Here is a 21,033-nt window from a genome sequence, read left to right as displayed (position 1 = left end):
TTGAGGTCCTGCTGTGGGGTGAGGGCTACAGCTCGATTTGCGTTAACGCTTCCAGCATTGCCTTAAGGGGGCTGCGACTGCCGTAGATGCTGAACGTCACTGCCCCATCCTCATGGCCAGCGATCCGCTTGATGAGCGAGTCTTGCACCCCCGCATCACGCAGGTCATCAATCAGTGTGTGACGGAAGCTGTGGAACGTCTTCCTTGGGTCGGTGATGCTGTGCTTCAGCTTGTAACGCCCAAACCACTTCGAGGGGGCATGGCCCAGCTTCCCTCGCACCGCTTCTAGTTCGAGGAACAGGCGATCAGATCCAGTCGCTCTTACTGACTCGACGTACGTGAGCAGACCAAGATCAATAAGGGCAGGGTGCAGGGGGAGCACACGACGGCTGCTGGCATTCTTGAGGTTCTGGCCTTCACGGCTGTCATCAATGCGGATGCACTGGATGCCTTGCTGTTCGATAAAGTCATCCACCCGCAGTTGGCATAATTCTTCCAGCCGACAGCCAGTGGCTCGTCCCAAGAATGGCAACCAGTATCGCCAAGGGTGCTTGCGGGCTTCCTGCCGTAGATTCTCTTTGTTGAGCAGTACCACGAGGTCGGTACGGTCGAACGACAGCCGTGCTTCTTTCGCTGATCCAGCCATCACCTTCATCCCTGCAAGTGGGTTGTCGGTCATGTACCCGTTCGTCTTGCACCAGTTCATGAAGGCGGTGAGCTTCCGCAGCCGGTTGTTCACGGTGACGGCGGTGATGGTTTTGTACGTGCTGCCCGACTCCACTACCTGCTTCAAAGTCTTTCCTTTGAACTCTGGCCGTAAGCCGAAGTACTGGGGGCAGCGGCTGAGTCGTTCTTTCAGCAGTCGGGCTTGCTGTACGTCGAAGGCTTCAGAGGGCATATCGCCCATCAGCTCGAACAGATCGGACAATGCACGCTCCACCTCCTCGACGCTGCCCTGCCGCCATGTACCACCCCGTTTGCCTTCCTCTATATAGAGCTTCGACAGAGAGGCGAGGGTAGGGCCGTCAGCTCTCGTGATTGCAGCAGGCTCTGTAGGCTTCCGAGGGGAGCTCTGGACAGCAGGTTGGGGGGTAACGTCCCGCCACTGTGAGCACAGCGCTCGTAGCGTCCTGAGGTCTTCAAGAGGGTGTTCGCTCAGGTGGCTATGCAGGCGTTGAGCAATGGATGCGGCAATGAACAGGGCGCTCTGCCGGTGCCTGATGTTTAGGCTCAGACGCAAAGTGTGACACCTCGGGAAGAGGTGCTTGGGCAGCTTGAGATTCAGGTAATAGACGGCTTCGCGCCTGATGATGTAGGCCATGGGTGTGACACCAAAGTGTGACAGCAAAGTGTGACAGTGCCAGCCACACCCCAAGCTTTGAGCGCCCATGCTGAGTGCCTGAACGGGTAGATATGGTACTGCCCCATCAGCCTGAAACCCTTGCCCCATAAGGCCTGCATTGATTCCCGTGCAAGCTCGCTTGCTACCTGGTCAGGCCCGGAAGGGAGCAGCCATAGCGGGAACATCGAGTGCCGGGGTGTGGCTGGTGGGGCCGCCTCCATTTTGGGCCCACGGTCCGCCTCTGCTGATACCTGCCTCCCAGCCGCCGCCCACGCTTCCTGCGTGTCTTCGCGTATCTGCTTCACAACTTCAAAGTCCATCTCTGGACAACTCAAAATCACCTTGTTAGTTTCCGTCCGCCATATGTTTCAAAATATGAAAACGGCAATGGATTGATATCAAATTGATATCGCTGCATCAACTAACAAGGATGTACGCAATGAAAAACCTGAAAGGGTTGCCCAAGCTTATCTCGGCTTCGGTAGGCTCGCCGGGCAAGGCCCGCAATGTGCCTGCCGATGTTCAGTGCATCCAGTATTTGTTCAACCTGATCATTCCACGGCTGGGGCTGCCATTGCAGGAAAACGGCCGGTGTGACAACCAACTGGTGCAGTGCATCACCCAATACCAGTTCCGCCACCTGAAGTACGCGCACCCCGACGGGGTGGTCGACCCGGGCGGGCGCACCTTCAACAGCCTGATCGAAGAGGCCCTGCGCGTGCCGGTCAAGCAGCACCCCACGCTGCGCCTGCCGACCTTCTTCAATGCCTTCAGCAACAAGGGCCCGGACATGATCCAGGCCACGGTCAACAACTACCTGGCGCGCGCCAGGGCGATCATCGAGGCCGAGCGGCGCAACCGCGAGCAGGCGCTCAAATCCACCTGCGATGGCGGCACCACCCTGAGTGACGCCGATTACCAGTACGCCGCCACCCAGTTGGGCGATGGCATCCCGGCCACCCTTATCAAGGCCTTTGCCCAGGTGGAGTCCGGTGGCCGCTCCGGCTTTGCGCCAAATGGCCTGCCGATCATTGCCTTTGAAGGGCACTGGTTCCAGCGCCTGACCAATGGCAAGTACGACCAGACCCACCCGCTGCTGTCGTACCGCTACAAGAAAAAGGCCGGCCCGCAGTGGCAGCACAACAACAAGGACCAGGACAAAGCCTGGGAAACCCTGGCCACCGCCTTTGCCCTGGACCAGGACGCGGCGTTGCAATCGGCGTCCTACGGCATGTTCCAGACCCTCGGGATCAACTATGGGAAGTGCGGTCACAAGAACGTGTTCGAGTTTGTCGCTGCGATGAAAATCAATGCCAGCAAGCAACTCGAGGCGTTTTTGAATTACTGCAGGAAAACCCCTGCGTTCATCCCCGCGGCCAAGGCCAAGAACTACGCCGGCATGGCGCAAAGTTACAATGGCGATGACTACGGCAACTATGACGTGCTGATCAAGCAAGCCTACGAAAAACTGGAAGGGAAGCGCTGATATGAACCGGATTCTTTGTGCAGGCCTGCTGGCGCTGGGTGCACTGGCGGCGACGCCGCTGTTTGCCGCCGGCAGTGCCATCAAGCCTGGCCGCTACGATGCGATGATGCTGGCAGTGACCCCGGACCACCAGGTCCAGGGCTATTACCTCGAAGAACTGGGCGAAGGCGTGAGCCGGCGTTGCACCTTCTACCTCCAGGGGGCGATCGATGGCCCGTCGCCCGCGCCGGTCACCACCTGGCGCACAGAGGCGCTGCCCGGCAGCATTGCGGCGTCCGATAAAGGCGTGGTGCTGACCGTGGCGCGTGGCGATGAACACCCCGGCTGTTCGAGTGTGCTGGGGCCGATGATCGCCAAAGGGCTGCCGCTGCAGCGCATCGACACCCGGCCCTGGATCGGCCTGGTGAGCATTGCTGCCGACAAGGCGTACCTGCTCAAGGCCCCGGGCAGCAAAGCCGGCAAACGCCCCTACATCATCAAGAACGATGTGGTCGGTGTGCTCGAGTACAAGGATGGCTGGGCCCGGGTGGAGTACGTCAATGGTGATGATCGCTCGTTCAAGGGTTGGATCCGCGCCGATCAGTTCGCCAAGTTGGTGCCGCCACAGGGCTGAGCCTGCGCGGTTTCGGGGCCGATTCACGGCCCCGTCGACTTTTCTTACACTCCCGCCTCTTTCCCTCTCGTCCTCCCAGGGTTTTAATTCCAGCACGATCCCGCGTGGCGCCTTATCATGCGCACCCGTCCGTTCGGCCAGGAGATAGCGACCGTGGAACACGTCGACGAGCTTACCCGTCAAAAAATCCGTGAATGGCAGGCGCGCCGCCTGGAAATCAAGGACCAGATGGCCAGCCAGCCCGAGCGGGTACTGGAGCTGTCGCGGGTGCTCGACCAGATGGAAGACGAGCACGAGCAGATTCTCGCCGAAGCCGTGCCGCCAGCACCGGCCCCTGCGGTTGCCGCGCTTGAACTGCAACTGAGCGTGTCTGCGGCCAACCGCCGCGACTTGCGCAAGCTGCTGGAGCTGGCCCTGCACGAACTGGACGGCGTGCTCGACGAGCCTGAAACCGACGGCCGTCACGCCGGCGACATGGCCGGTTCGCTGGGCGCCTACCGCTTTGAACTGGCGATAGGCGAGCCACCAGCCAACCCTGAATGAACCTTTGTACCTTGAGCCCACATGCAGCCTGAACACTTCGACTTTTCCCGCCCGGTCTTTTTGCCGATCACCCTCGAGGTGTGCCAAGGCCTGCTCGAGGCCGAAGGCGCGCCTGCGCTGGACGCGCTGAGCGAGCCGGAACTGGCGGCGCTGCTGGTGATCCAGAACCTGGCCCAGAGCCAGGGCCAGCTGGATGTGCGCGGTGCAGAAAAGGTGCTTGGCAAGCTGTTGGCCTGGGCCGTTGACGGTGCTCATTCGCCTGGGGTGGGGCTGCTGTCGGAAGCGCGCCGGCTGTTCGATGCACGCAAGCTGTACTTCGGCCTTGAGGTGATCAAAGGCTCCAAGCTGCGCCTGCTGGATGCTGAAGAAGTGGCTGCCCGCGAGTACCTGCTGGCCGATGGCAAGTGGGACTTTGAGTTCCGCATTCGCCGCCAGCAGGGTGACAACCCGTTCAGCCAGCAGGTAGTCACAGGTTTTGACAAGGAACGCTGGCTCACCGTCGAGCAGGACAAGCTGCTGAAGGTTATCCGCGCCAACCTCGACGAAGACATCCACGTGCAGGGCTATGCCGGTATTGGCAAGAGCTACCTGCTCGGCGCGCTGATGGACTGCCTGCCCGGCGGCCGGGTGCTGGCACTGGCGCGCACCCCGGCCAAGCTCGGCGCGCTGCGCCAGCGCATGGGCCTGGATGCCCAGGCCAAGGTCGGCACCACCTTTGGCCAGTTCGCCCGCGTGCTGCTCAAGGATGCCCGCCCGGCCAACAGCCGCACGCCGGTGCCGGGCAAGCGCAAGCTGGCCGAGGAGCTGGGGATCCTGGGCTTGCGCCAGTACGACGCCGAGCACGCCCTGGAGATCTGCCTGGAGGTGCTGCAAAGCTACTGCGAGAGCCGCGACTACAGCCTGGCCAACCGTCACTTGCCGTTCTTCCGTCAGGCCCTGAGCGGGGTGGATGCCCAGGCGCTGCTCGAGTACGCCAGCCGGCTGTGGCGCTACCTGGAGGCCAACCCGGCCTGGGGTGCGCAGACCGGCTTCGAGGCGCTGCTGCTGATCAAGCGTGCCAGCCTTGCCGGTTGCAGCGTGCCCGGGCGTTTCAGCCACGTGATCATCGACGAGAGCCAGGACGCCCCGGCCTCGCTGCTGCAGATCATCGAGCGCGGCCGCCAGGTGCTGATCACCCTGGGCGACGAATACCAGAAGGCCACCGGCGAGGTGGTGCGCCGCGAGCGCCAGGTGCGGCACAAGGACATGACTTTTGCCGTGCGTTCCGGGCCCAAGGTCGAGCGCCTGATCAACCCGCTGATCGGCATGCATTCGCGCAAGTCCAAGGTGCAGTTCGAGGCGGCGCGCAGTGTCGATGTGGGCATCGAGCATTATCCCCAGGGCTTCGTGCCGCCCGAAGGCTGCGTGGTACTCACCGCCTCGCGCTGGGACACCATGCGCTGGGCCATGGAACTGGCCGAGGGCCACTGCCTGCTGGCATTCCCCGACTGGCCCGACATGCGCCGCTTCATGGCCAGCGCGGTGGGGCTGTTCCGTGCGGCGTTCTACGCCAGCGGCCAGGATGCAGCAGATGCCCACCCGTACTTTGCCCACTTGCCTGATTGGCAGCAGGTGCGCGAGTCCGAACGCTTCGACGAGTCGTTCCTGTGGGTCGAGGCGCGGCTGCAGGCCGGCTACAAGTTCGCTGACCTGACCAGCCTGGATGCACGGGTCACCGACACTCGCGCCAGCCTCACGCTGATGATGGCGCAGGAGGCCGGGGGCCTTGAGTTCGATCAGGTGCTGCTGACCCCGGAGCTGATGAGCACCCAGCCGTTTCGCGATGCCTACGCCTTCGATGCACGTATTTGCGCGGTGTATATCGCCCTGTCCCGGGCGCGACGGCAGTTGTACCTGCCGTATAACGTGCAGGAGTGGATCGACTACCACAAAGGGCAGCCGTTCCGGGAGTTGCACGGGTACTGACTGCTGTTGTGGTGCCTGCGCGCAGTCATCGCCGGCAAGCCGGCTCCTACAGTTGATCGCGCTCCCCTGTAGGAGCCGGCTTGCCGGCGATAGGGCCTGTCCTGTCAGGCACTGCTTTCAGCTATTCGCCGACCTGCCGCGCCCCGCCACCTGCATCAAACGCCTGAAGGTCGGGCAATCCAGATGATCCTGCTGCGGGCACACCGCCGCATGGCGCAACCCCTTGCTCATCGCCTGCAAGCGCTTGACCCGCCGGTCCAGCTCATCGGCCTTGGCCAGCAGCATCTCGCGGTCCACCTGCTGCTCCACCAGCATCGCCCCCACCTCATCCAACGAAAACCCCGCCGCCTGCCCCAGGGCAATCAGTGCCAGGCGCTCCGGCGTATCGGCGGGGAATTGCCGCCGCGCCCCACGCCCGGACAGCGTGCGCAGCAGGCCCTTGTTGGCGTAGAAACGCAGCGTTGACGCCGGCACCCCGGTGCGTCGGGCCACATCGGCAATGTCCATTCTGGCTCCCTTGACTTGAAGTCGACTTCAACTTGCATGCTGCTCGGCACAGACCTTTTCCGTCAACCTGCCGAGGGCCTTGGCCATGAACATCACCTTGCACATCCTGCTGACCGGTATCGGCGCCACCTTGCTGATGGACCTGTGGACGCTGCTGTTGCGCCGCATGGGCATCGCCACCCTGAACTACGCCATGATCGGCCGCTGGGCCGGGCATCTGTTCCACGCCCAATGGCGGCACGCAGCCATCGGCAAGGCGCCGCCGATACCCGGTGAGCTGGCCTGGGGTTGGTTGCTGCATTACGCCACCGGGCTGCTGTTTGCCGCGTTGCTGGTGGGGTTGGCAGGGCAGGGCTGGTTGCATGCGCCCACGCTGGGGCCGGCGTTGCTGTTTGGCGTGGTGACGGTACTGGTGCCGCTGTGTGTGATTCAGCCAGCGTTGGGGGCGGGGTATTTTGCTGCGAGGACGCCGCGGCCTTTTATGAGCTGTTTGCGTAGCCTGGGGACGCATGGGGTGTTTGGGGTGGGGTTGTATCTGGCTGCAAATCTGCTTGCCAACCTTTGAGCAGGGCGGTGTTTATTGCCGTGTTTATTTCACCTTCAAAATTGCAGATCGGTCGTACGTTAATGCCGGACGCAGCTGATATCTACCGATGAACGATGTCGCTACCGTGACGACTCGCAACCAGTCTGGAGAGGCATCATGAGCATGAATCGGCGAGATCTGTTTTTCGGCGTTATGGTGACGGTCCTTTGGGGGTGTAACTTTTCAGTTATCGAGCTGGGGTTGGAATCGCTCGACCCCTACCTGCTGACATTGTTGCGGTTCACGTTCTGCGCATTCCCATTGGTATTTTTTGTCAGGCGGCCGGCTGGCATTTCATATTGGGTGCTGGGTGTATACGGCACTCTGTTCGGTGCGGGGTTGTGGTGGATGGTCAACTTTGCCATGTACAAGGGGCTTTCACCGGGCATGTCTTCGGTGTTCCTGCAGTTCAGCGCGTTCTTCACCATCGGCTGGGGAGCGCTGGTGCTCGGGGAGCGCATTACCCCGGTGCATGTATGTGGGGTACTTTTTGCACTGGGCGGCTTGATGTTGATTTTGCTGTTCAACGACGAGGCCTCTACTTCATTTGGCATTTTCCTCGTACTGGTGGCTGCCCTGGCTTGGTCGCTTTGCAACTTGTTGGTGAAGCTTCGCAAACCCGCTGAAATGATGGCGTTCATTATCTGGTCGAGCTTGTTCTCAGTGCCGGCGATACTGGTGCTGACGCTTATGACTCAAGGCTTCGAGCCCTTTGCCGGGCTGGCGAAAGGGCTGGCGTGGGGCGCTGTATTCTCCATTGCCTTCCAGAGCTATATCACCACGCTGCTGGGGTATCTGGTCTGGAACAATCTGATGAAAAAATATACCGCGGCCCAAGTGGCACCGTTGTCCTTGCTGGTGCCAGTTTCGGGGTTGCTGGCCTCCCATGTGTTCTATGGCGAAGAGCTCAGCGCACTGCAAGGTGCCGCCATAGGGCTGATCTTGATCGGCATCGCGATATTCCTCAATGCAGGCGCATTACAGGCAAAGTTGGCTGGCAGGCAAGGTGTGCAAGAAGGGCGGTTGTAATTTCGCTCATCAAGACTCGTTCATTCAAGGCAAGGGAGATTGCTATGTTCGATGTGAACAAATACAGGCGCGAGTATTTTTATGACATGGCCACTGTGATCGACGGGTTGCTTCCTGATGACATGTGCGATGAGCTCGCCCGTCGAGTGCAGGCCGTCATCCAAGAGCATGGCGTAGAACTTGTGCAGCATTCTGGGCTGGGCACCGATGCGGTTTCAGACTTGGGCGGCGAGTACAAGCATCATATTTTCAAGGGCAATGATGTGCGGCGGTATTTGCCAGAGTTGCAAGCGGTCTATCATGCGCTGGTACCTCTGGTCAGCATGATCACACATACCGATACGGTAGTTTCGCCGTACCCGTTGTCTGATGTGAATATCAAGGCTTACCCGGCCGGTGGGGGTACCCTGGGGCTGCACTATGACTCCAATGGCATAACGGTCCTGCTGTTCCTGACTACCAATACGGAGGCGCCGCTTCGGATGCAGGTTGAGCGGTCGCATCCGAGCAGGAAAGACAAGTGGGTCGAGCATCGGAATATCCATGCTCAAAAGGGAGCACTCCTGGTCATGCAGGGCCGCAAAGTGTTGCACGACTCTGAGCCGACGCTGACCGAACATAAGCTCTCGGTGGTCTACAACTACTACGAACGCCACGACACCTTCCGGCATGAAGACTTCGATGAGTTCGTGTATTACGGCACTCGGCCAAAAAAGCTGTAGTGGTGATGCACGCCATTGGGTTGGGTTCCAGGAGTTCTCGGGAGGGGGCAGCTAACTGTTCGCGTCAGCCTTCTGACGCCTAATGAGCCGAGCGCCGTCCGAGCGGGGGTTTGATTCATAGGTGTCAGAAGGCTTTGGACGAACCCCTGGTAGCCCAGGTGCGATCACCTCGAGGCCTGCAAGGGCTTCGCCACCGAGAAGCCGGCTCCTAAGCATGGGCTCAATGCTCTGTACGGTTCTCCACAGCGCTAGCCAGCGCATCCGCCTGGCCCCAGGCAATCTGCATGGCGCGCAGGCCGTGTTGCAGCAACTGTCGGGTTTCCTCGTCCTTGATGCGGTCCAGCGCGCGATGGCTGTCGCTGAAGGCGAACATCAGGTAGTGGGAGACATTCATCAGCACGTATTCCATCGGTACCACGCCATCCTGGATTGCGCGGGCGAGGGACTTTTCAGGGGGCAGGATGAATTGATGGGGTGGGTCGGGGACGATTTTTTTCATAAGGCACCATACCGGTTGAGGTCTCCCGTCCGCTTCCACACATCAGGGTGACAGTTGTACGCGGAGTGGAAGACCAGGCGTATGGCAACCCGGCAGGCCCGAAAGCCTCCCGCGTACAACTGTCATGACGACAGCCAGACATTGCCGGGCTTCCACACCCGATCGCTGAACCCTCAGCGACCGGCAGAGCCTAGTGGGCAGTGATTCCCCGAACAATCAGACGCACATCGACAGGTTTCGTAGGATATTTCCATAGTGTGCGTGGAGGTGTGGGAAATATCTGGCGAATGCGTAGGGCGCTTCTTTGAATCGGCCGGTGCCTCTGTAGGAGCTGGCTTGCCAGCGATGAGGCCGGCCCTGACGCAAACTTTCGGCGAACACCTGTCAGCCCTGATGCAACCCCTCGAGATCCCGGCCGCCCCCCCATCGCCAACAAGCCACCCCCTACCTCGATGGAGCAGCTGGCCCATCGGTATACCGCCGAATAATCCGCTCGATCTCCCCCGACTGCTTGATCCGCACCAACGCCCGCAGCACCGCCTGGGTCGGCAGCGCCGGGTCACTGCGCACCATGCAGCCCAGCGCCTGCTCCTGCAGCACGGCCAGCACCGGCAGGCGCTGCTCCGGCGGCAACTGACGGTTGAACCACTGCAGCGACAGCTGGTTGCTCACCGCATGCCGGTAACGCTGGGCCTGCAACTTGCGCAGCACCAGCAACTGGCTGCGGCTGTCTTCGCGCTGCAGCCGGCCGCTGGCGAACAGCGGCTCAAGCGTTGGGTAGGTGTAGCCCAGCACAGTGCCGATGGCCTGGGCTGGCAGTGCTTCGGGTGTGCTGGGGGTAGTGTCGCCAGGGCGGCCGACCAGCAGGTCGCGCTGTTCGATCAGCGGAATGCTCCAGACATATTCGCCGGGGCGGTCGGTCAGCCACTGGGTGGCGACGTAGCAGCGCACGTCAATGTCGCCGCTTTGCATGGCCTCCTGCACACGCAGCCGGGCCATCACGTGGTAGCGCGGGGTGATGCCGGTTTCCCGTGCGATGGCCTGGATAATGTCGTAGATGATGCCTTCAACCGGCTGCTCGCGCTCGATGCGCACCAGCGGCATGCTCCAGCTTTCGGCAATGGAAAAACGCAGCTCTGCCGCCCCTGCCAGGCTGTGGGTGGCCCATAACAACAGCATCGCCAGGACTCGCCGCACGCCCCATCCTCCCTGATCAGCCCTGCGCCATGCCTGCCAGTGAGCGTAGACCAGAACCGCAGGGTGCAATTTCCCCCTCGCTCCGCTAGCATTAGCGCTCTTTCCGCCCGCTCCGGTCATGATGGTTTTTTGATGAGTTATCAGGTTCTTGCACGTAAATGGCGCCCGCGCTCGTTCCGCGAAATGGTCGGCCAGACCCATGTGCTCAAGGCTTTGATCAACGCCCTGGACAACCAGCGCCTGCACCACGCCTACCTGTTCACCGGTACCCGTGGCGTGGGCAAGACCACCATCGCGCGCATTATCGCCAAGTGCCTGAACTGCGAAACCGGCATTACCTCCACCCCGTGCGGCACCTGCTCGGTGTGCCGGGAGATCGACGAGGGCCGCTTCGTCGACCTGATCGAGATCGACGCCGCCAGCCGCACCAAGGTCGAAGACACCCGCGAGCTGCTCGACAACGTGCAGTACGCCCCGAGCCGCGGGCGCTTCAAGGTCTACCTGATCGACGAAGTGCACATGCTCTCGACGCACTCCTTCAACGCCTTGTTGAAGACCCTCGAAGAGCCGCCGCCCTACGTCAAGTTCATCCTCGCCACCACCGACCCGCAAAAACTGCCGGCCACCATCCTGTCGCGCTGCCTGCAGTTCTCGCTGAAGAACATGAGCCCGGAGCGGGTAGTCGAGCACCTGAGCCACGTGCTCGGCGCCGAGAACGTACCGTTCGAGGACGATGCCCTGTGGTTGCTGGGCCGCGCGGCCGACGGCTCGATGCGCGACGCCATGAGCCTGACCGACCAGGCCATCGCCTTTGGTGAAGGCAAGGTACTGGCCGCCGATGTACGGGCGATGCTCGGCACCCTCGACCACGGCCAGGTGTACGGTGTGCTGCAGGCGTTGCTCGAAGGTGATGCCCGGGCGTTGCTGCAGGCGGTACGCGATCTGGCCGAGCAGGGCCCGGACTGGAACGGCGTACTGTCGGAAATGCTCAACGTGCTGCACCGCGTGGCCATCGCCCAGGCGCTGCCCGAGGCGGTCGACAACGGCCAGGGCGACCGCGAGCGCGTGCTGGCGCTGGCCCAGGCGTTGCCGGCAGAAGACGTGCAGTTCTACTACCAGATGGGCCTGATCGGCCGACGCGACCTGCCCCTGGCGCCAGACCCGCGTGGCGGCTTCGAAATGGTGCTGCTGCGCATGCTGGCGTTCCGCCCGGCCGACAGCGACGACGCACCACGGCCGACGCTAAAGCCAGTGGGGATCAGCCCGGCCACAGCTGATCCGGCAACACCGGTGGCCGCGGTGGCTACCGTTGCCCCGGCGGCGCACGTTGCAGAGCCAGTGCCGGCACCGGTGGCCAGCGAGCCGCCGCAGCCGGTTGCAGAACCTGAGCCCGAGCCGGCCCCTGCTGCAGAGCCTGAGCCTGCACCGCAAGCGACAGCGCCCGAGCCCCAGCCGGAACCAGAGCCCGAGCCCGTGGAGGAGGTCATCGACCTACCGTGGGAAGAGCCCGCTGCCGCTGCCCAGCCGCAACCCGAGCCGGTCGCGCCTGCGCCAGTCGCCGAGCCCGAGCCTGCGCCCGCGCCGGCTTTCAGCCAGCCCGACTACGACGAGCCGCCGTTCGATCCGTCTGCTTACAACCCGGCAGGCATGGACCGCGATGACGAGCCGCCGGCAGACGAAGACTATTACGCCCCCGACGGCGACCCAGCCGGCTTCAGCTACCTCGACGAGCTGGCCGAGCATGTGCAGGAAGAAGCGCCAGCCAAGGCCCCCGAGCCGCTGCCGGCGTCCAAGCCGGCCACGGGCCTGGCCCTGCAATGGCTGGAATTATTCCCACAGTTGCCTGTCTCGGGTATGACAGGCAACATCGCCGCGAACTGTACGCTGATCGCCGCCGAGGGTGACGACTGGCTGCTGCACCTGGACCCGGGCCAGGGCGCGCTGTTCAACTCGACGCAACAGCGCCGGCTCAACGATGCGCTCAACCAGCAACTGGGCCGCGAGATCCGCCTGAAGATCGAGCTGATCCGCCCCGAGCAGGAAACCCCGGCCCAGGCCGCCGCCCGCAAGCGCGCCGAGCGCCAGAACGACGCTGTGCTGTCGATCGAGCAAGACCCGCTCATCCAGCAGATGATCAAGCAGTTCGGCGCGACGGTGAGGCAGGATACTATTGAGCCTGTAGACGCCCTGGCCAGCCAGGGCCAATAACGGATAACCATGCAGCCGGCCTTGTGCGCGGCTGCATTACATGACCCAGATCGAGGTACTTCCCCATGATGAAAGGTGGCATGGCCGGCCTGATGAAGCAGGCCCAGCAAATGCAGGAAAAGATGCAGAAGATGCAGGAAGAGCTGGCCAACGCCGAAGTCACCGGCCAGTCCGGTGGTGGCCTGGTGAGCGTGGTGATGACCGGCCGCCACGACGTCAAGCGCGTGAGCATCGACCAGAGCCTGATGTCGACTGAAGAAGACGACAAGGAAGTGCTGGAAGACCTGATCGCCGCCGCGCTGAACGACGCCGTGCGCAAGATCGAGCAGAGCAGCCAGGAGAAAATGGGCGGCATGACCGCCGGCATGCAACTGCCGCCGGGCTTCAAGATGCCGTTTTAAGGCGTCCGGCCTGTTCAAGAAGCCGTCGGTGGGTAACCACCGGCGGCTTTTTTATGCCTGCAGGCGCACAGCTCATTTTGAAAGCGTGCTCCATTCCCTGTGGGGGCAACTGTCTTGTGCTTCCTGTTCCGGCCTCATCGCCGGCAAGCCGGCTCCTACAGGTGCGGCTCTGGCCTGAAGTTTATGCAATCTCTGTTGGAGCAACTGTCTTGCTCAATTTTTAAAAGCCGACTCGATTCTTGTGGGAAGCGGCCTTGCCGGGGCGCCGTCCGGTCGAGATAGGGCTGCGCAGCAGCCCCGGCGATTTTGCAGGATGCCGATATTCTGGGGCCGCTGTGCGGCCCAATCTCGACCGGACGGCGCCCCGGCAAGGCCGCTTCCCACAGGATTGCACAGATCCTGAATCTGGCGCTGTACCTGTGGGGCTTTAGCCGCGAAACAGACGACGCGGTGGATGGCACCGGCTTTGCCGGTGTTCGCGGCTAAAGCCGCTCCTACAGGTACAGCGCCGGGCCTGGGGTTTGCACGCCCCCGCGAAGCAGGCGGCGCTATCGGTGCCATGGCAAATTTGACGCTACTGCCCCACGCCGGTATAAACCGCCTCTTACCGATTTATCAGGCCTTTCCCATGAGCTTCAGCCCCCTCATCCGCCAACTGATCGACGCCCTGCGCATCTTGCCCGGTGTCGGCCAGAAAACCGCCCAGCGCATGGCCCTGCAACTGCTGGAGCGCGACCGCAGCGGTGGCACGCGCCTGGCCCAGGCGCTGAGCCAGGCCATGGAAGGGGTTGGCCACTGCCGCCAGTGCCGTACCCTGACCGAGCAGGAGCTGTGCCCGCAATGCGCCGACACGCGCCGCGACGATACCCAACTGTGCGTGGTGGAGGGGCCAATGGATGTGTATGCGGTGGAGCAGACCGGCTACCGCGGGCGCTACTTCGTGCTCAAGGGGCACTTGTCGCCGCTCGACGGGCTGGGGCCGGATGCCATTGGCATTCCGCAGCTGATGGCGCGTATCGATGAGCAGGGCTCTTTCAATGAAGTGATCCTCGCCACCAACCCGACGGTGGAAGGGGAGGCGACGGCCCATTACATCGCCCAGCTGCTGGCCGAAAAGGGGCTGGCAGCCACGCGCATTGCCCATGGCGTGCCGCTGGGTGGGGAGCTGGAGCTGGTGGATGGCGGTACGCTGGCCCACGCGTTTGCCGGGCGCAAGCCGATTTCGCTTTGAGAGCGCCGGGGCTGCAAAGCAGCCCCAAAAGCACCGAAGAACTCAGTACTCGCTCAACGAAAACTCGGTCAGGCAGAAGGTCGGCACACCTGCCGCCTGCAACCGGCGCGAACCTTCAAGCTCGGGCAGGTCGATGATCGCCGCTGCCTCGAACACCTGCGCGCCAGTGCGGCGCACCAGGTTGGCCGCCGCCAGCAGGGTGCCGCCGGTGGCGATCAAGTCATCGAAGATCAACACCGAATCGCCTTCGCACAGGCTGTCGGCGTGCACTTCGAGGAAGGCTTCGCCGTACTCGGTCTGGTAACCCTCGCTCAACACATCGGCCGGCAGCTTGCCCTGTTTGCGGAACAGGATCAGTGGCTTGTTCAGCTGGTGGGCGATGATCGAGCCGATCAAAAAGCCCCGCGCGTCCATGGCACCGATGTGGCTGAACTCGGCTTCGACATAGCGCTCGATGAATTGGTCGGCAACATAGCGCAGCCCGCGTGGCGACTGGAACAGCGGGGTGATGTCGCGGAAGATGACGCCCGGCTTGGGGAAGTCCACTACCGGGCGGATCAGGGCTTTGAGGTCGAAGGTGTCGCTGTGCATGGGGCGGGTATCCTGGAAAAACCAAGGCGCCAGTATACCCTGTTAACGCCCGGGTCAGGATTCCATCGCGCCACCGGCCAGCGCGCACAGCTGGATCGGGTCGAGGATGTGCACTTCTTTACCCTCGGCCTTGAGCAGGCCGTTCTGCTGGAAGCGGGTGAACACGCGGGACACGGTTTCCACCGCCAGGCCCAGGTAGTTGCCGATCTCGTTGCGCGACATGCTCAGGCGGAACTGGTTGGCCGAATAGCCACGGGCGCGGAAGCGCGCCGACAGGTTGACCAGGAAGGTGGCGATGCGCTCGTCAGCGGTCTTTTTCGACAGCAGCAGCATCATTTGCTGGTCATCACGGATCTCGCGGCTCATCACCCGCATCAGCTGGCGGCGCAGCTGTGGCAATTGCACCGACAGCTCGTCGAGGCGCTCGAAGGGGATCTCGCACACCGAGGTGGTTTCCTGCGCTTGGGCCGACACCGGGTAGGCCTCGGTGTCCATGCCCGACAGGCCGACCAGCTCGCTGGGCAGGTGGAAGCCGGTGATCTGCTCTTCGCCGGCGTCGCTCAGGCTGAAGGTTTTCAGGGCGCCGGAGCGTACTGCGTAGACCGAGCCGAAATTGTCACCCTGGCGGAACAGAAACTCGCCTTTTTTCAGCGGACGCCCGCGTTTGACGATTTCATCCAGTGCGTCCATGTCCTCGAGGTTGAGCGACAGGGGCAGGCACAGGGGGGCCAGGCTGCAATCCTTGCAATGGGCCTGGTTGTGTGGGCGCAGTTTGACTGGCTCGGACATAGCTTCAATCCTTGTGGTAAAGCACACATAAGCCGTAAGGGTAACCCACGGCTAGGGTAGTAGGCCAGCGTGCGCATTTTGGGTGCGTGCTGGTGGCGGCCCTGGCAAGGGTGTGCCGGGGCCTTCCACTGTCCATAGTGTGCCTGGCAAGGCGAGCTGTCCATGCGGTGAAACGCCTCAATTACCGCTATATCACCCGGGAAAAACGTTGGCGGTTGTGCTGGGCGAGATAGGCGTCGAACACCATGCACACCGAGCGCACCAGCAGCCTGCCGGCTGGCAGCACACGGATGCCCTTGGGGTCGAGGCTGATCAGGCCGTCGCGCTGCATGGCCTGAAGCTCGGGCCACTGTTCGTTGAAGTAGCCGCGAAAATCGATCAGGAACTGCCGCTCGATTACCTCGAAATCCAGCTCGAAGTGGCAGATCAGTTGCTGGATCAGCGCACGGCGCAGGCGGTCGTCCTGGTTGCACAACAGGCCGCGCTGGGTCGCCAGCTGGGCGCTGGACAGCGCGTCCTGGTAGGTGTTGAGGTCGCTGCTGTTCTGGCAGTACAGGTCGCCGATCTGGCTGATGGCCGACACCCCCAAACCGATCAGGTCGCAGTGGCCGTGGGTGGTATAGCCTTGGAAGTTGCGCTGCAGGGTGCCTTCTTCCTGGGCGATGGCCAGCTCGTCGTCGGGCAGGGCGAAGTGGTCCATGCCGATGTAACGGTAGCCGGCTCCGGTCAGTTGCTCGATGGTGGCCTGCAGCATCTCGAGCTTGGCCGCAGGGCTGGGCAGTTCACTTTCGTCGATGCGCCGCTGCGGCATGAAGCGTTCGGGTAAATGCGCGTAGTTGAACACCGACAGGCGATCGGGTTGCAGGCGGATGACTTCTTCGACAGTGCGGGCGAAGCCTTCCGGAGTCTGCCGGGGCAGGCCGTAGATCAGGTCGAGGTTTACCGAGCGAAACTGCAAGGTACGCGCGGCTTCGGTCAGGGCGCGGGTCTGTTCCAGGCTTTGCAGGCGGTTGACTGCGCGTTGCACGGCCGGGTCGAGGTCCTGCACACCCAGGCTGACGCGGTTGAAGCCCAGCTCGCGCAGCAGGCCCATGGTTGACCAGTCGGCTTCGCGCGGGTCGAGCTCGATGCCGTAGTCGCCGGAGTCGTCGTCCAGCAGGTTGAAGTGCTGGCGCAGGCTGGCCATCAACTGGCGCAGCTCCACATGGCTTAAAAAGGTCGGCGTGCCGCCGCCGAAGTGCAGTTGCTCGACGCGCTGTTTAGGGTCGAGGTGGCAGGCGAGTAGCTGGATTTCCTGCTCCAGGCGCTGAAGGTAGGGCGCGGCGCGGCCACGGTCCTTGGTGATGACCTTGTTGCAGGCGCAGTAATAGCAGATGTTGGCGCAAAACGGCACGTGCACGTACAGCGACAGCGGGCGCGTGGCCCGGCGGCTTTCACGCAGGGCGTGGAGCAGGTCGAACGAGCCCACTTCGCCATGCAGTTGCACCGCGGTCGGGTAGGAGGTGTAACGGGGCCCGGCCAGATCGTAGCGACGGATCAGGTCGGCGTCCCAGCGTAGGTCGTCGAGCATGTGGGTAGTCCCCGGATAGAGCTGCAGTGTCCGGAGTCTAGGGCGGTGGCGGGGAGGGCATGTTGATTTGCATCAAGGGCAGCCGGTGCGTTCGTCAGGCCAACACCGGCCCTTGTAGGAGCGGCCTTGTGTCGCGAAAGGGCTGCGCAGCAGCCCCAGGATCTCTGCGCCCTGCAAAATCGCCGGGGGCTGCTGTGCAGCCCATCGCGACACAAGGCCGCTTCCCACAGGGATCGCATAAGCTTCGAGGCTGCGCTGTACCTGTAGGAGCCGGCTTGCCGGCGATGAGGCCGTTACGGGCAGCACAAGACCGTTGCCCCTAGATCAGCGGTTGCCTCAATGCCCCATCAACCAATGCTGATGTGGCCCGGGTAATGTCCACACCCCGAACAACATCACCATCACTCCGCCGGCCATGCGCACCCCGCGGTTGCGCAGCAGCGCGCCAACCTGCTGCGCCGCAAGCCCGGTGGCCAGCAGCACCGGCCAGGTGCCCACGCCGAACGCCAGCATCAGCGCCGCGCTGTGCAGCGCGTCGCCTTGGCTTGCGGCCCACAGCAGGGTGCTGTACACCAGCCCGCACGGCAGCCAGCCCCACAGCGCCCCCAGCAGCAGTGCCCGGGGCAGGCTTGACACCGGCAGCAGCCGCGTCGCCACGGGCTGCACATGGCGCCACAAACCGCGCCCCAGCGCCTCGATGCGGGTCAGGCCGCTCCACCAGCCGGCCAGGTAAAGGCCCATGGCAATCAGCAGCAGCGCCGCCAGCACTCGCAGCCCGATGGCCAGCGGGCTGCTGGCCAGGGCGACACCGGCCAGGCCGAGCAGCAGCCCGGCGCTGGCGTAGCTCAAGATGCGCCCAAGGTTGTAGGCAATCAGCAGGCGCAAACGGCGGCCGCGTTGCTCGGGGGGAATGGCCAGGGTCAGGGCGCCCATCAGGCCGCCGCACATCCCCAGGCAATGGCCGCCGCCGAGCAGGCCAAGCACCAGGGCCGAGCCCAGCAGGGGGAGCAGGTCAGGCACGCGGGGCAGGGTCCTTGTCGTCGGGCTTTGCGTCTTCGGGCTTTACCGCAGCCTGGTGGCGCGGGTCCTGGTCGTCGAACAGGATGCTGTGGGCCGGGCTTTCCAGGTCGTCGTACTGGCCGCTGTCCACCGCCCAGAAGAAGATGTACACGGCCACGCCAACCAGCAGCAGGGCAGCGGGGATCATCACATAGAGGGCGGGCATAGGGTCTTCCTTCCAGGCGTGGGCGACGCGCAGGTGACGGGGCCGGCAGCGCTGCCCTGGCGGGTCAGGCGCAGGGCGTTGAGCACCACGATCAGCGAGCTGACCGACATGCCGACTGCCGCCCAGACCGGGGTCACCCAGCCCAGCGCAGCGAACGGCAGCATCAAGCCATTGTACAGGCTCGCCCACAGCAGGTTCTGGACAATGTTGCGGCGCGTGCGGCGGGCCAGGGCAAAGGCCTGCACCAGCGCCTGCAGGTTGTTCGACAGCAGCACCGCGTCGGCGCTGGTTTTGGCCAGGTCGGTGGCGCTGCCCATGGCGATGCTGATGTCGGCGGCGGCCAGCACCGGCACGTCGTTGACCCCGTCACCGAGCATCAGCACCTTGCGCCCTTCGCCCTGCAACTGCTTCAGGCGGCTGAGCTTGTCGTCCGGGCGCAGGCCGCCAACGGCCTGGTCGATGCCCAGTTGCGCGGCCACCTCGGCGACCATCGGCGAGCTGTCGCCAGACAGCAGCAAGGTTTGCCAGCCGCGGGCCTTGCAGGCGGCCACAAGGTCCGCGGCGTCATCGCGCAGGCGGTCGTCCAGGCCGAACCAGGCCAGCGGGCCGTGGCGGTCGCCCAGCAGCAGCCACTGGCCGCGTGGTTCGGGTACGGCGGGCACTTCAGTGCCGCTCAGGGCGCAAACGAACGTGGCCTGGCCGATGCGCAGGCGTTGGCTGTCTACCTCGCCTTCCAGCCCCAGCCCAGGCACCGCATTGACCGCCTCGGCGGGCCGCGCGGCACGGCCGAAGGCGCGGGCGATGGGGTGTTCGGAGCGGTTCTCCAGCGCTGCGGCCAGGGCCAGGCACTGGTCGCCATCAAGCCGGCCCAGCGGGCGGATGCTGCGCAGGGCCAGGCGGCCTTCGGTAAGGGTGCCGGTCTTGTCGAAGATCACCGTGTCGATCTGGTTCAGGCCCTCGAGCACATGACCGCGGGTCACCAGCAGGCCGAGCTTGTGCAAGGTGCCGGTGGCGGCGGTCAGCGCGGTGGGGGTGGCCAGCGACAGGGCGCAGGGGCAGGTGGCCACCAGCATGGCCAGGACAATCCAGAATGCCCGCCCCGCATCCAGCTGCCACCACACCAGGCCGATCACCGCCGCCGCCACCAGGCTGAACAGCAAGAACCACTGCGAGGCACGGTCGGCGATTTCGGCCAGGCGGGGCTTTTCCGACTGGGCGCGTTCCAGCAGGCGCACGATGGCCGACAACCGCGACTCCTGGCCGAGGGCCTGAACCTCGACGGTCAGGGTGCTTTCGACATTCAGCGTGCCGCCGGTAACCCGGTCGCCGCTGCGCCGGGGCTGCGGCAGGTATTCACCGGTCAGCAGCGACTCGTCGACGCTGGAGCGCCCGGCGACGATGCAGCCATCGGCGGGGATTACCGCCCCCGGCAGCACCTGCACGCGGTCGGCGCAGCGCAGCTCGCCCAGCAGAATGCGTTCGGCCTGGCCATCGGCGCCCAGGCGCAGGCACGAGGCCGGCAGCAGGTTGACCAGTTGCGCGGTGGCCGCTGCGGTGCGCTCGCGGGCGCGGCGCTCCAGGTAGCGGCCGGTGAGCAGAAACAGTGCGAACATGCCCACGGTATCGAAGTACAGCTCGCCGCTGCCGGTGATGGCGGTCCAGATGCCGGCGCCGAAGGCCAGGGCAATGGCCAGCGACACCGACACGTCCATGGTCAGGTGGCGGGTGCGCAGGTCGCGGGCGGCGCCTTTGAAAAACGGCGCGCAGCTGTAGAACACGATGGGGATGGTCAGAAACAGTGCGACCCAGCGCAGGATGGTATGCATCTCGGGCGACAGGTCGATGTTGAATTCCGGCCAGGTGGCCATGGTCGCCATCATCGCCTGGAACCAGAGCAGCCCGGCCACCCCCAGGCGGCGCAGGGCGCTGCGGTTTTCGGCGGCCAGGTGTTCAGCGGCTTGGTCGGGCTGATAGGGGTGGGCGGCGTAACCGATGTGGCGCAGCTCGGCCAGCAGGCTCGACAGCGGCAACTGGTCGTCGGCCCAGCTGACCAGCAGGCGGTGGTTGGACAGGTTCAGGCGTGCTTCGCTGACCCCGGCAAGGTTGCGCAGGTGCTTCTCGATCAGCCAGCCGCAGGCTGCGCAACTGATGCCCTCGACCAGCAGCGTGGCTTCGGCCAGCTCGCCCTCGTGGCGTACGAAGTTGCGCTGCACGTCGTCACGGTCGTACAGCGCCAGTTCGTCCTGCAACTGTTTGGGCAAGGTCTCGGGGTTGGCGCTGCTGTCGCTGCGGTGCTGGTAGTAATGCTCCAGCCCCCCGGCGACGATGGACTCGGCCACCGCCTGGCAGCCCGGGCAGCAGAAGGCCCGTGGCTCGCCAAGGACCACGGCGGTGAAGCGGCTGCCGGCGGGGACGGGCAGGGCGCAGTGGTAGCAGGGGGTGGGGTGGGTCATTTACATCTCTTCTGGCTGACACAGGCCTGTGTGCAGGAGCGGCCTTGTGTCGCGAAAGGGCTGCGCAGCAGCCCCA

21 protein-coding genes are annotated in these 21,033 nt (G+C 63.7%); 11 read left to right on the top strand and 10 right to left on the bottom strand.

What is annotated here, in order from left to right:
* Positions 1-25: 25 nt before the first annotated feature.
* A complete protein-coding gene (locus KSS94_RS18675; RefSeq protein WP_217839558.1) occupies positions 26-1,321 on the bottom strand; it encodes a site-specific integrase in 1,296 nt (431 codons plus the stop codon).
* Positions 1,322-1,781: 460 nt separating this feature from the next.
* On the opposite strand from KSS94_RS18675, the gene KSS94_RS18670 reads away from it, so the two are divergent.
* From KSS94_RS18670 to KSS94_RS18655, 4 genes are all read left to right on the top strand, one after another.
* On the top strand, positions 1,782-2,828 hold the full coding sequence (locus KSS94_RS18670) for an N-acetylmuramidase family protein (RefSeq protein ID WP_217839557.1): 1,047 nt from the start codon (positions 1,782-1,784) through the stop codon (positions 2,826-2,828).
* A 1-nt stretch (position 2,829) separates the two neighbouring features.
* On the top strand, positions 2,830-3,441 hold the full coding sequence (locus KSS94_RS18665) for an SH3 domain-containing protein (protein WP_217839556.1): 612 nt from the start codon (positions 2,830-2,832) through the stop codon (positions 3,439-3,441).
* Positions 3,442-3,558: 117 nt separating this feature from the next.
* Positions 3,559-3,984, top strand: coding sequence for a hypothetical protein (locus tag KSS94_RS18660; protein WP_225935803.1), 426 nt, complete (start codon positions 3,559-3,561; stop codon positions 3,982-3,984).
* A 21-nt stretch (positions 3,985-4,005) separates the two neighbouring features.
* Positions 4,006-5,949: a hypothetical protein gene (locus KSS94_RS18655; protein WP_217839555.1), complete on the top strand. Its 1,944-nt coding sequence runs from the start codon at positions 4,006-4,008 to the stop codon at positions 5,947-5,949.
* Positions 5,950-6,066: 117 nt separating this feature from the next.
* On the opposite strand, the gene KSS94_RS18650 is transcribed toward KSS94_RS18655, so the two are convergent.
* The gene (locus KSS94_RS18650; RefSeq protein ID WP_217839554.1) at positions 6,067-6,456 is read right to left on the bottom strand and encodes a helix-turn-helix domain-containing protein; all 390 of its coding nucleotides are present in this window, start codon (positions 6,454-6,456) and stop codon (positions 6,067-6,069) included.
* 85 nt (positions 6,457-6,541) lie between these two features.
* On the opposite strand from KSS94_RS18650, the gene KSS94_RS18645 reads away from it, so the two are divergent.
* The 3 genes from KSS94_RS18645 (at position 6,542) to KSS94_RS18635 (ending at position 8,793) form a co-directional block, all read left to right on the top strand.
* Positions 6,542-7,021: a DUF2938 domain-containing protein gene (locus KSS94_RS18645; RefSeq protein ID WP_217839553.1), complete on the top strand. Its 480-nt coding sequence runs from the start codon at positions 6,542-6,544 to the stop codon at positions 7,019-7,021.
* A gap of 138 nt (positions 7,022-7,159) precedes the next feature.
* Positions 7,160-8,071 carry an EamA family transporter gene (locus KSS94_RS18640; protein WP_217839552.1) on the top strand — a complete coding sequence of 304 codons (912 nt, stop codon included), beginning with the start codon at positions 7,160-7,162 and terminating at the stop codon, positions 8,069-8,071.
* Between the two features lie 44 nt (positions 8,072-8,115).
* Complete coding sequence (locus KSS94_RS18635) at positions 8,116-8,793, top strand: hypothetical protein (RefSeq protein WP_217839551.1); 678 nt, start codon at positions 8,116-8,118, stop codon at positions 8,791-8,793.
* A 220-nt stretch (positions 8,794-9,013) separates the two neighbouring features.
* Here KSS94_RS18635 and KSS94_RS18630 read toward each other — a convergent pair whose 3' ends face one another.
* A complete protein-coding gene (locus tag KSS94_RS18630; protein ID WP_217839550.1) occupies positions 9,014-9,292 on the bottom strand; it encodes a hypothetical protein in 279 nt (92 codons plus the stop codon).
* Between the two features lie 444 nt (positions 9,293-9,736).
* Positions 9,737-10,489, bottom strand: a complete 753-nt coding sequence (locus tag KSS94_RS18625) for a substrate-binding periplasmic protein (RefSeq protein WP_217839549.1) — start codon at positions 10,487-10,489, stop codon at positions 9,737-9,739.
* Between the two features lie 132 nt (positions 10,490-10,621).
* Between KSS94_RS18625 and dnaX the strand changes: the two genes are divergently transcribed.
* The 4 genes from dnaX to recR all read left to right on the top strand — a co-directional run bounded on the left by dnaX (position 10,622) and on the right by recR (position 14,329).
* On the top strand, positions 10,622-12,697 hold the full coding sequence (dnaX, locus tag KSS94_RS18620) for a DNA polymerase III subunit gamma/tau (RefSeq protein WP_217839548.1): 2,076 nt from the start codon (positions 10,622-10,624) through the stop codon (positions 12,695-12,697).
* A 65-nt stretch (positions 12,698-12,762) separates the two neighbouring features.
* Positions 12,763-13,098 carry a YbaB/EbfC family nucleoid-associated protein gene (locus KSS94_RS18615; protein WP_023535908.1) on the top strand — a complete coding sequence of 112 codons (336 nt, stop codon included), beginning with the start codon at positions 12,763-12,765 and terminating at the stop codon, positions 13,096-13,098.
* A gap of 306 nt (positions 13,099-13,404) precedes the next feature.
* Positions 13,405-13,584, top strand: coding sequence for a hypothetical protein (locus KSS94_RS18610; protein WP_217839547.1), 180 nt, complete (start codon positions 13,405-13,407; stop codon positions 13,582-13,584).
* 142 nt (positions 13,585-13,726) lie between these two features.
* Positions 13,727-14,329, top strand: coding sequence for a recombination mediator RecR (gene recR / locus KSS94_RS18605; protein WP_217839546.1), 603 nt, complete (start codon positions 13,727-13,729; stop codon positions 14,327-14,329).
* A gap of 42 nt (positions 14,330-14,371) precedes the next feature.
* Here recR and KSS94_RS18600 read toward each other — a convergent pair whose 3' ends face one another.
* From KSS94_RS18600 to KSS94_RS18575, 6 genes are all read right to left on the bottom strand, one after another.
* Positions 14,372-14,920 carry an adenine phosphoribosyltransferase gene (locus tag KSS94_RS18600; RefSeq protein ID WP_028692867.1) on the bottom strand — a complete coding sequence of 183 codons (549 nt, stop codon included), beginning with the start codon at positions 14,918-14,920 and terminating at the stop codon, positions 14,372-14,374.
* Between the two features lie 54 nt (positions 14,921-14,974).
* Positions 14,975-15,709, bottom strand: coding sequence for a Crp/Fnr family transcriptional regulator FnrA (fnrA, locus tag KSS94_RS18595; RefSeq protein WP_217839545.1), 735 nt, complete (start codon positions 15,707-15,709; stop codon positions 14,975-14,977).
* 187 nt (positions 15,710-15,896) lie between these two features.
* Positions 15,897-17,279, bottom strand: a complete 1,383-nt coding sequence (hemN, locus tag KSS94_RS18590) for an oxygen-independent coproporphyrinogen III oxidase (RefSeq protein ID WP_217839544.1) — start codon at positions 17,277-17,279, stop codon at positions 15,897-15,899.
* A gap of 336 nt (positions 17,280-17,615) precedes the next feature.
* Complete coding sequence (locus KSS94_RS18585) at positions 17,616-18,299, bottom strand: sulfite exporter TauE/SafE family protein (RefSeq protein WP_217839543.1); 684 nt, start codon at positions 18,297-18,299, stop codon at positions 17,616-17,618.
* Positions 18,292-18,504, bottom strand: coding sequence for a cbb3-type cytochrome oxidase assembly protein CcoS (ccoS, locus tag KSS94_RS18580; protein ID WP_217839542.1), 213 nt, complete (start codon positions 18,502-18,504; stop codon positions 18,292-18,294). Before ccoS ends, KSS94_RS18585 begins: the two co-directional genes overlap by 8 nt.
* Entirely contained in the window at positions 18,486-20,957 is a 2,472-nt protein-coding gene (locus KSS94_RS18575; RefSeq protein ID WP_217839541.1) for a heavy metal translocating P-type ATPase, read from the bottom strand. The genes ccoS and KSS94_RS18575 overlap by 19 nt, the downstream gene beginning before the upstream one ends.
* Positions 20,958-21,033: the final 76 nt, after the last annotated feature.

Source organism: Pseudomonas fakonensis, from assembly GCF_019139895.1.
GTDB lineage: Bacteria > Pseudomonadota > Gammaproteobacteria > Pseudomonadales > Pseudomonadaceae > Aquipseudomonas > Aquipseudomonas fakonensis.
This window is presented reverse-complemented; position numbering and strand designations above follow the sequence as displayed.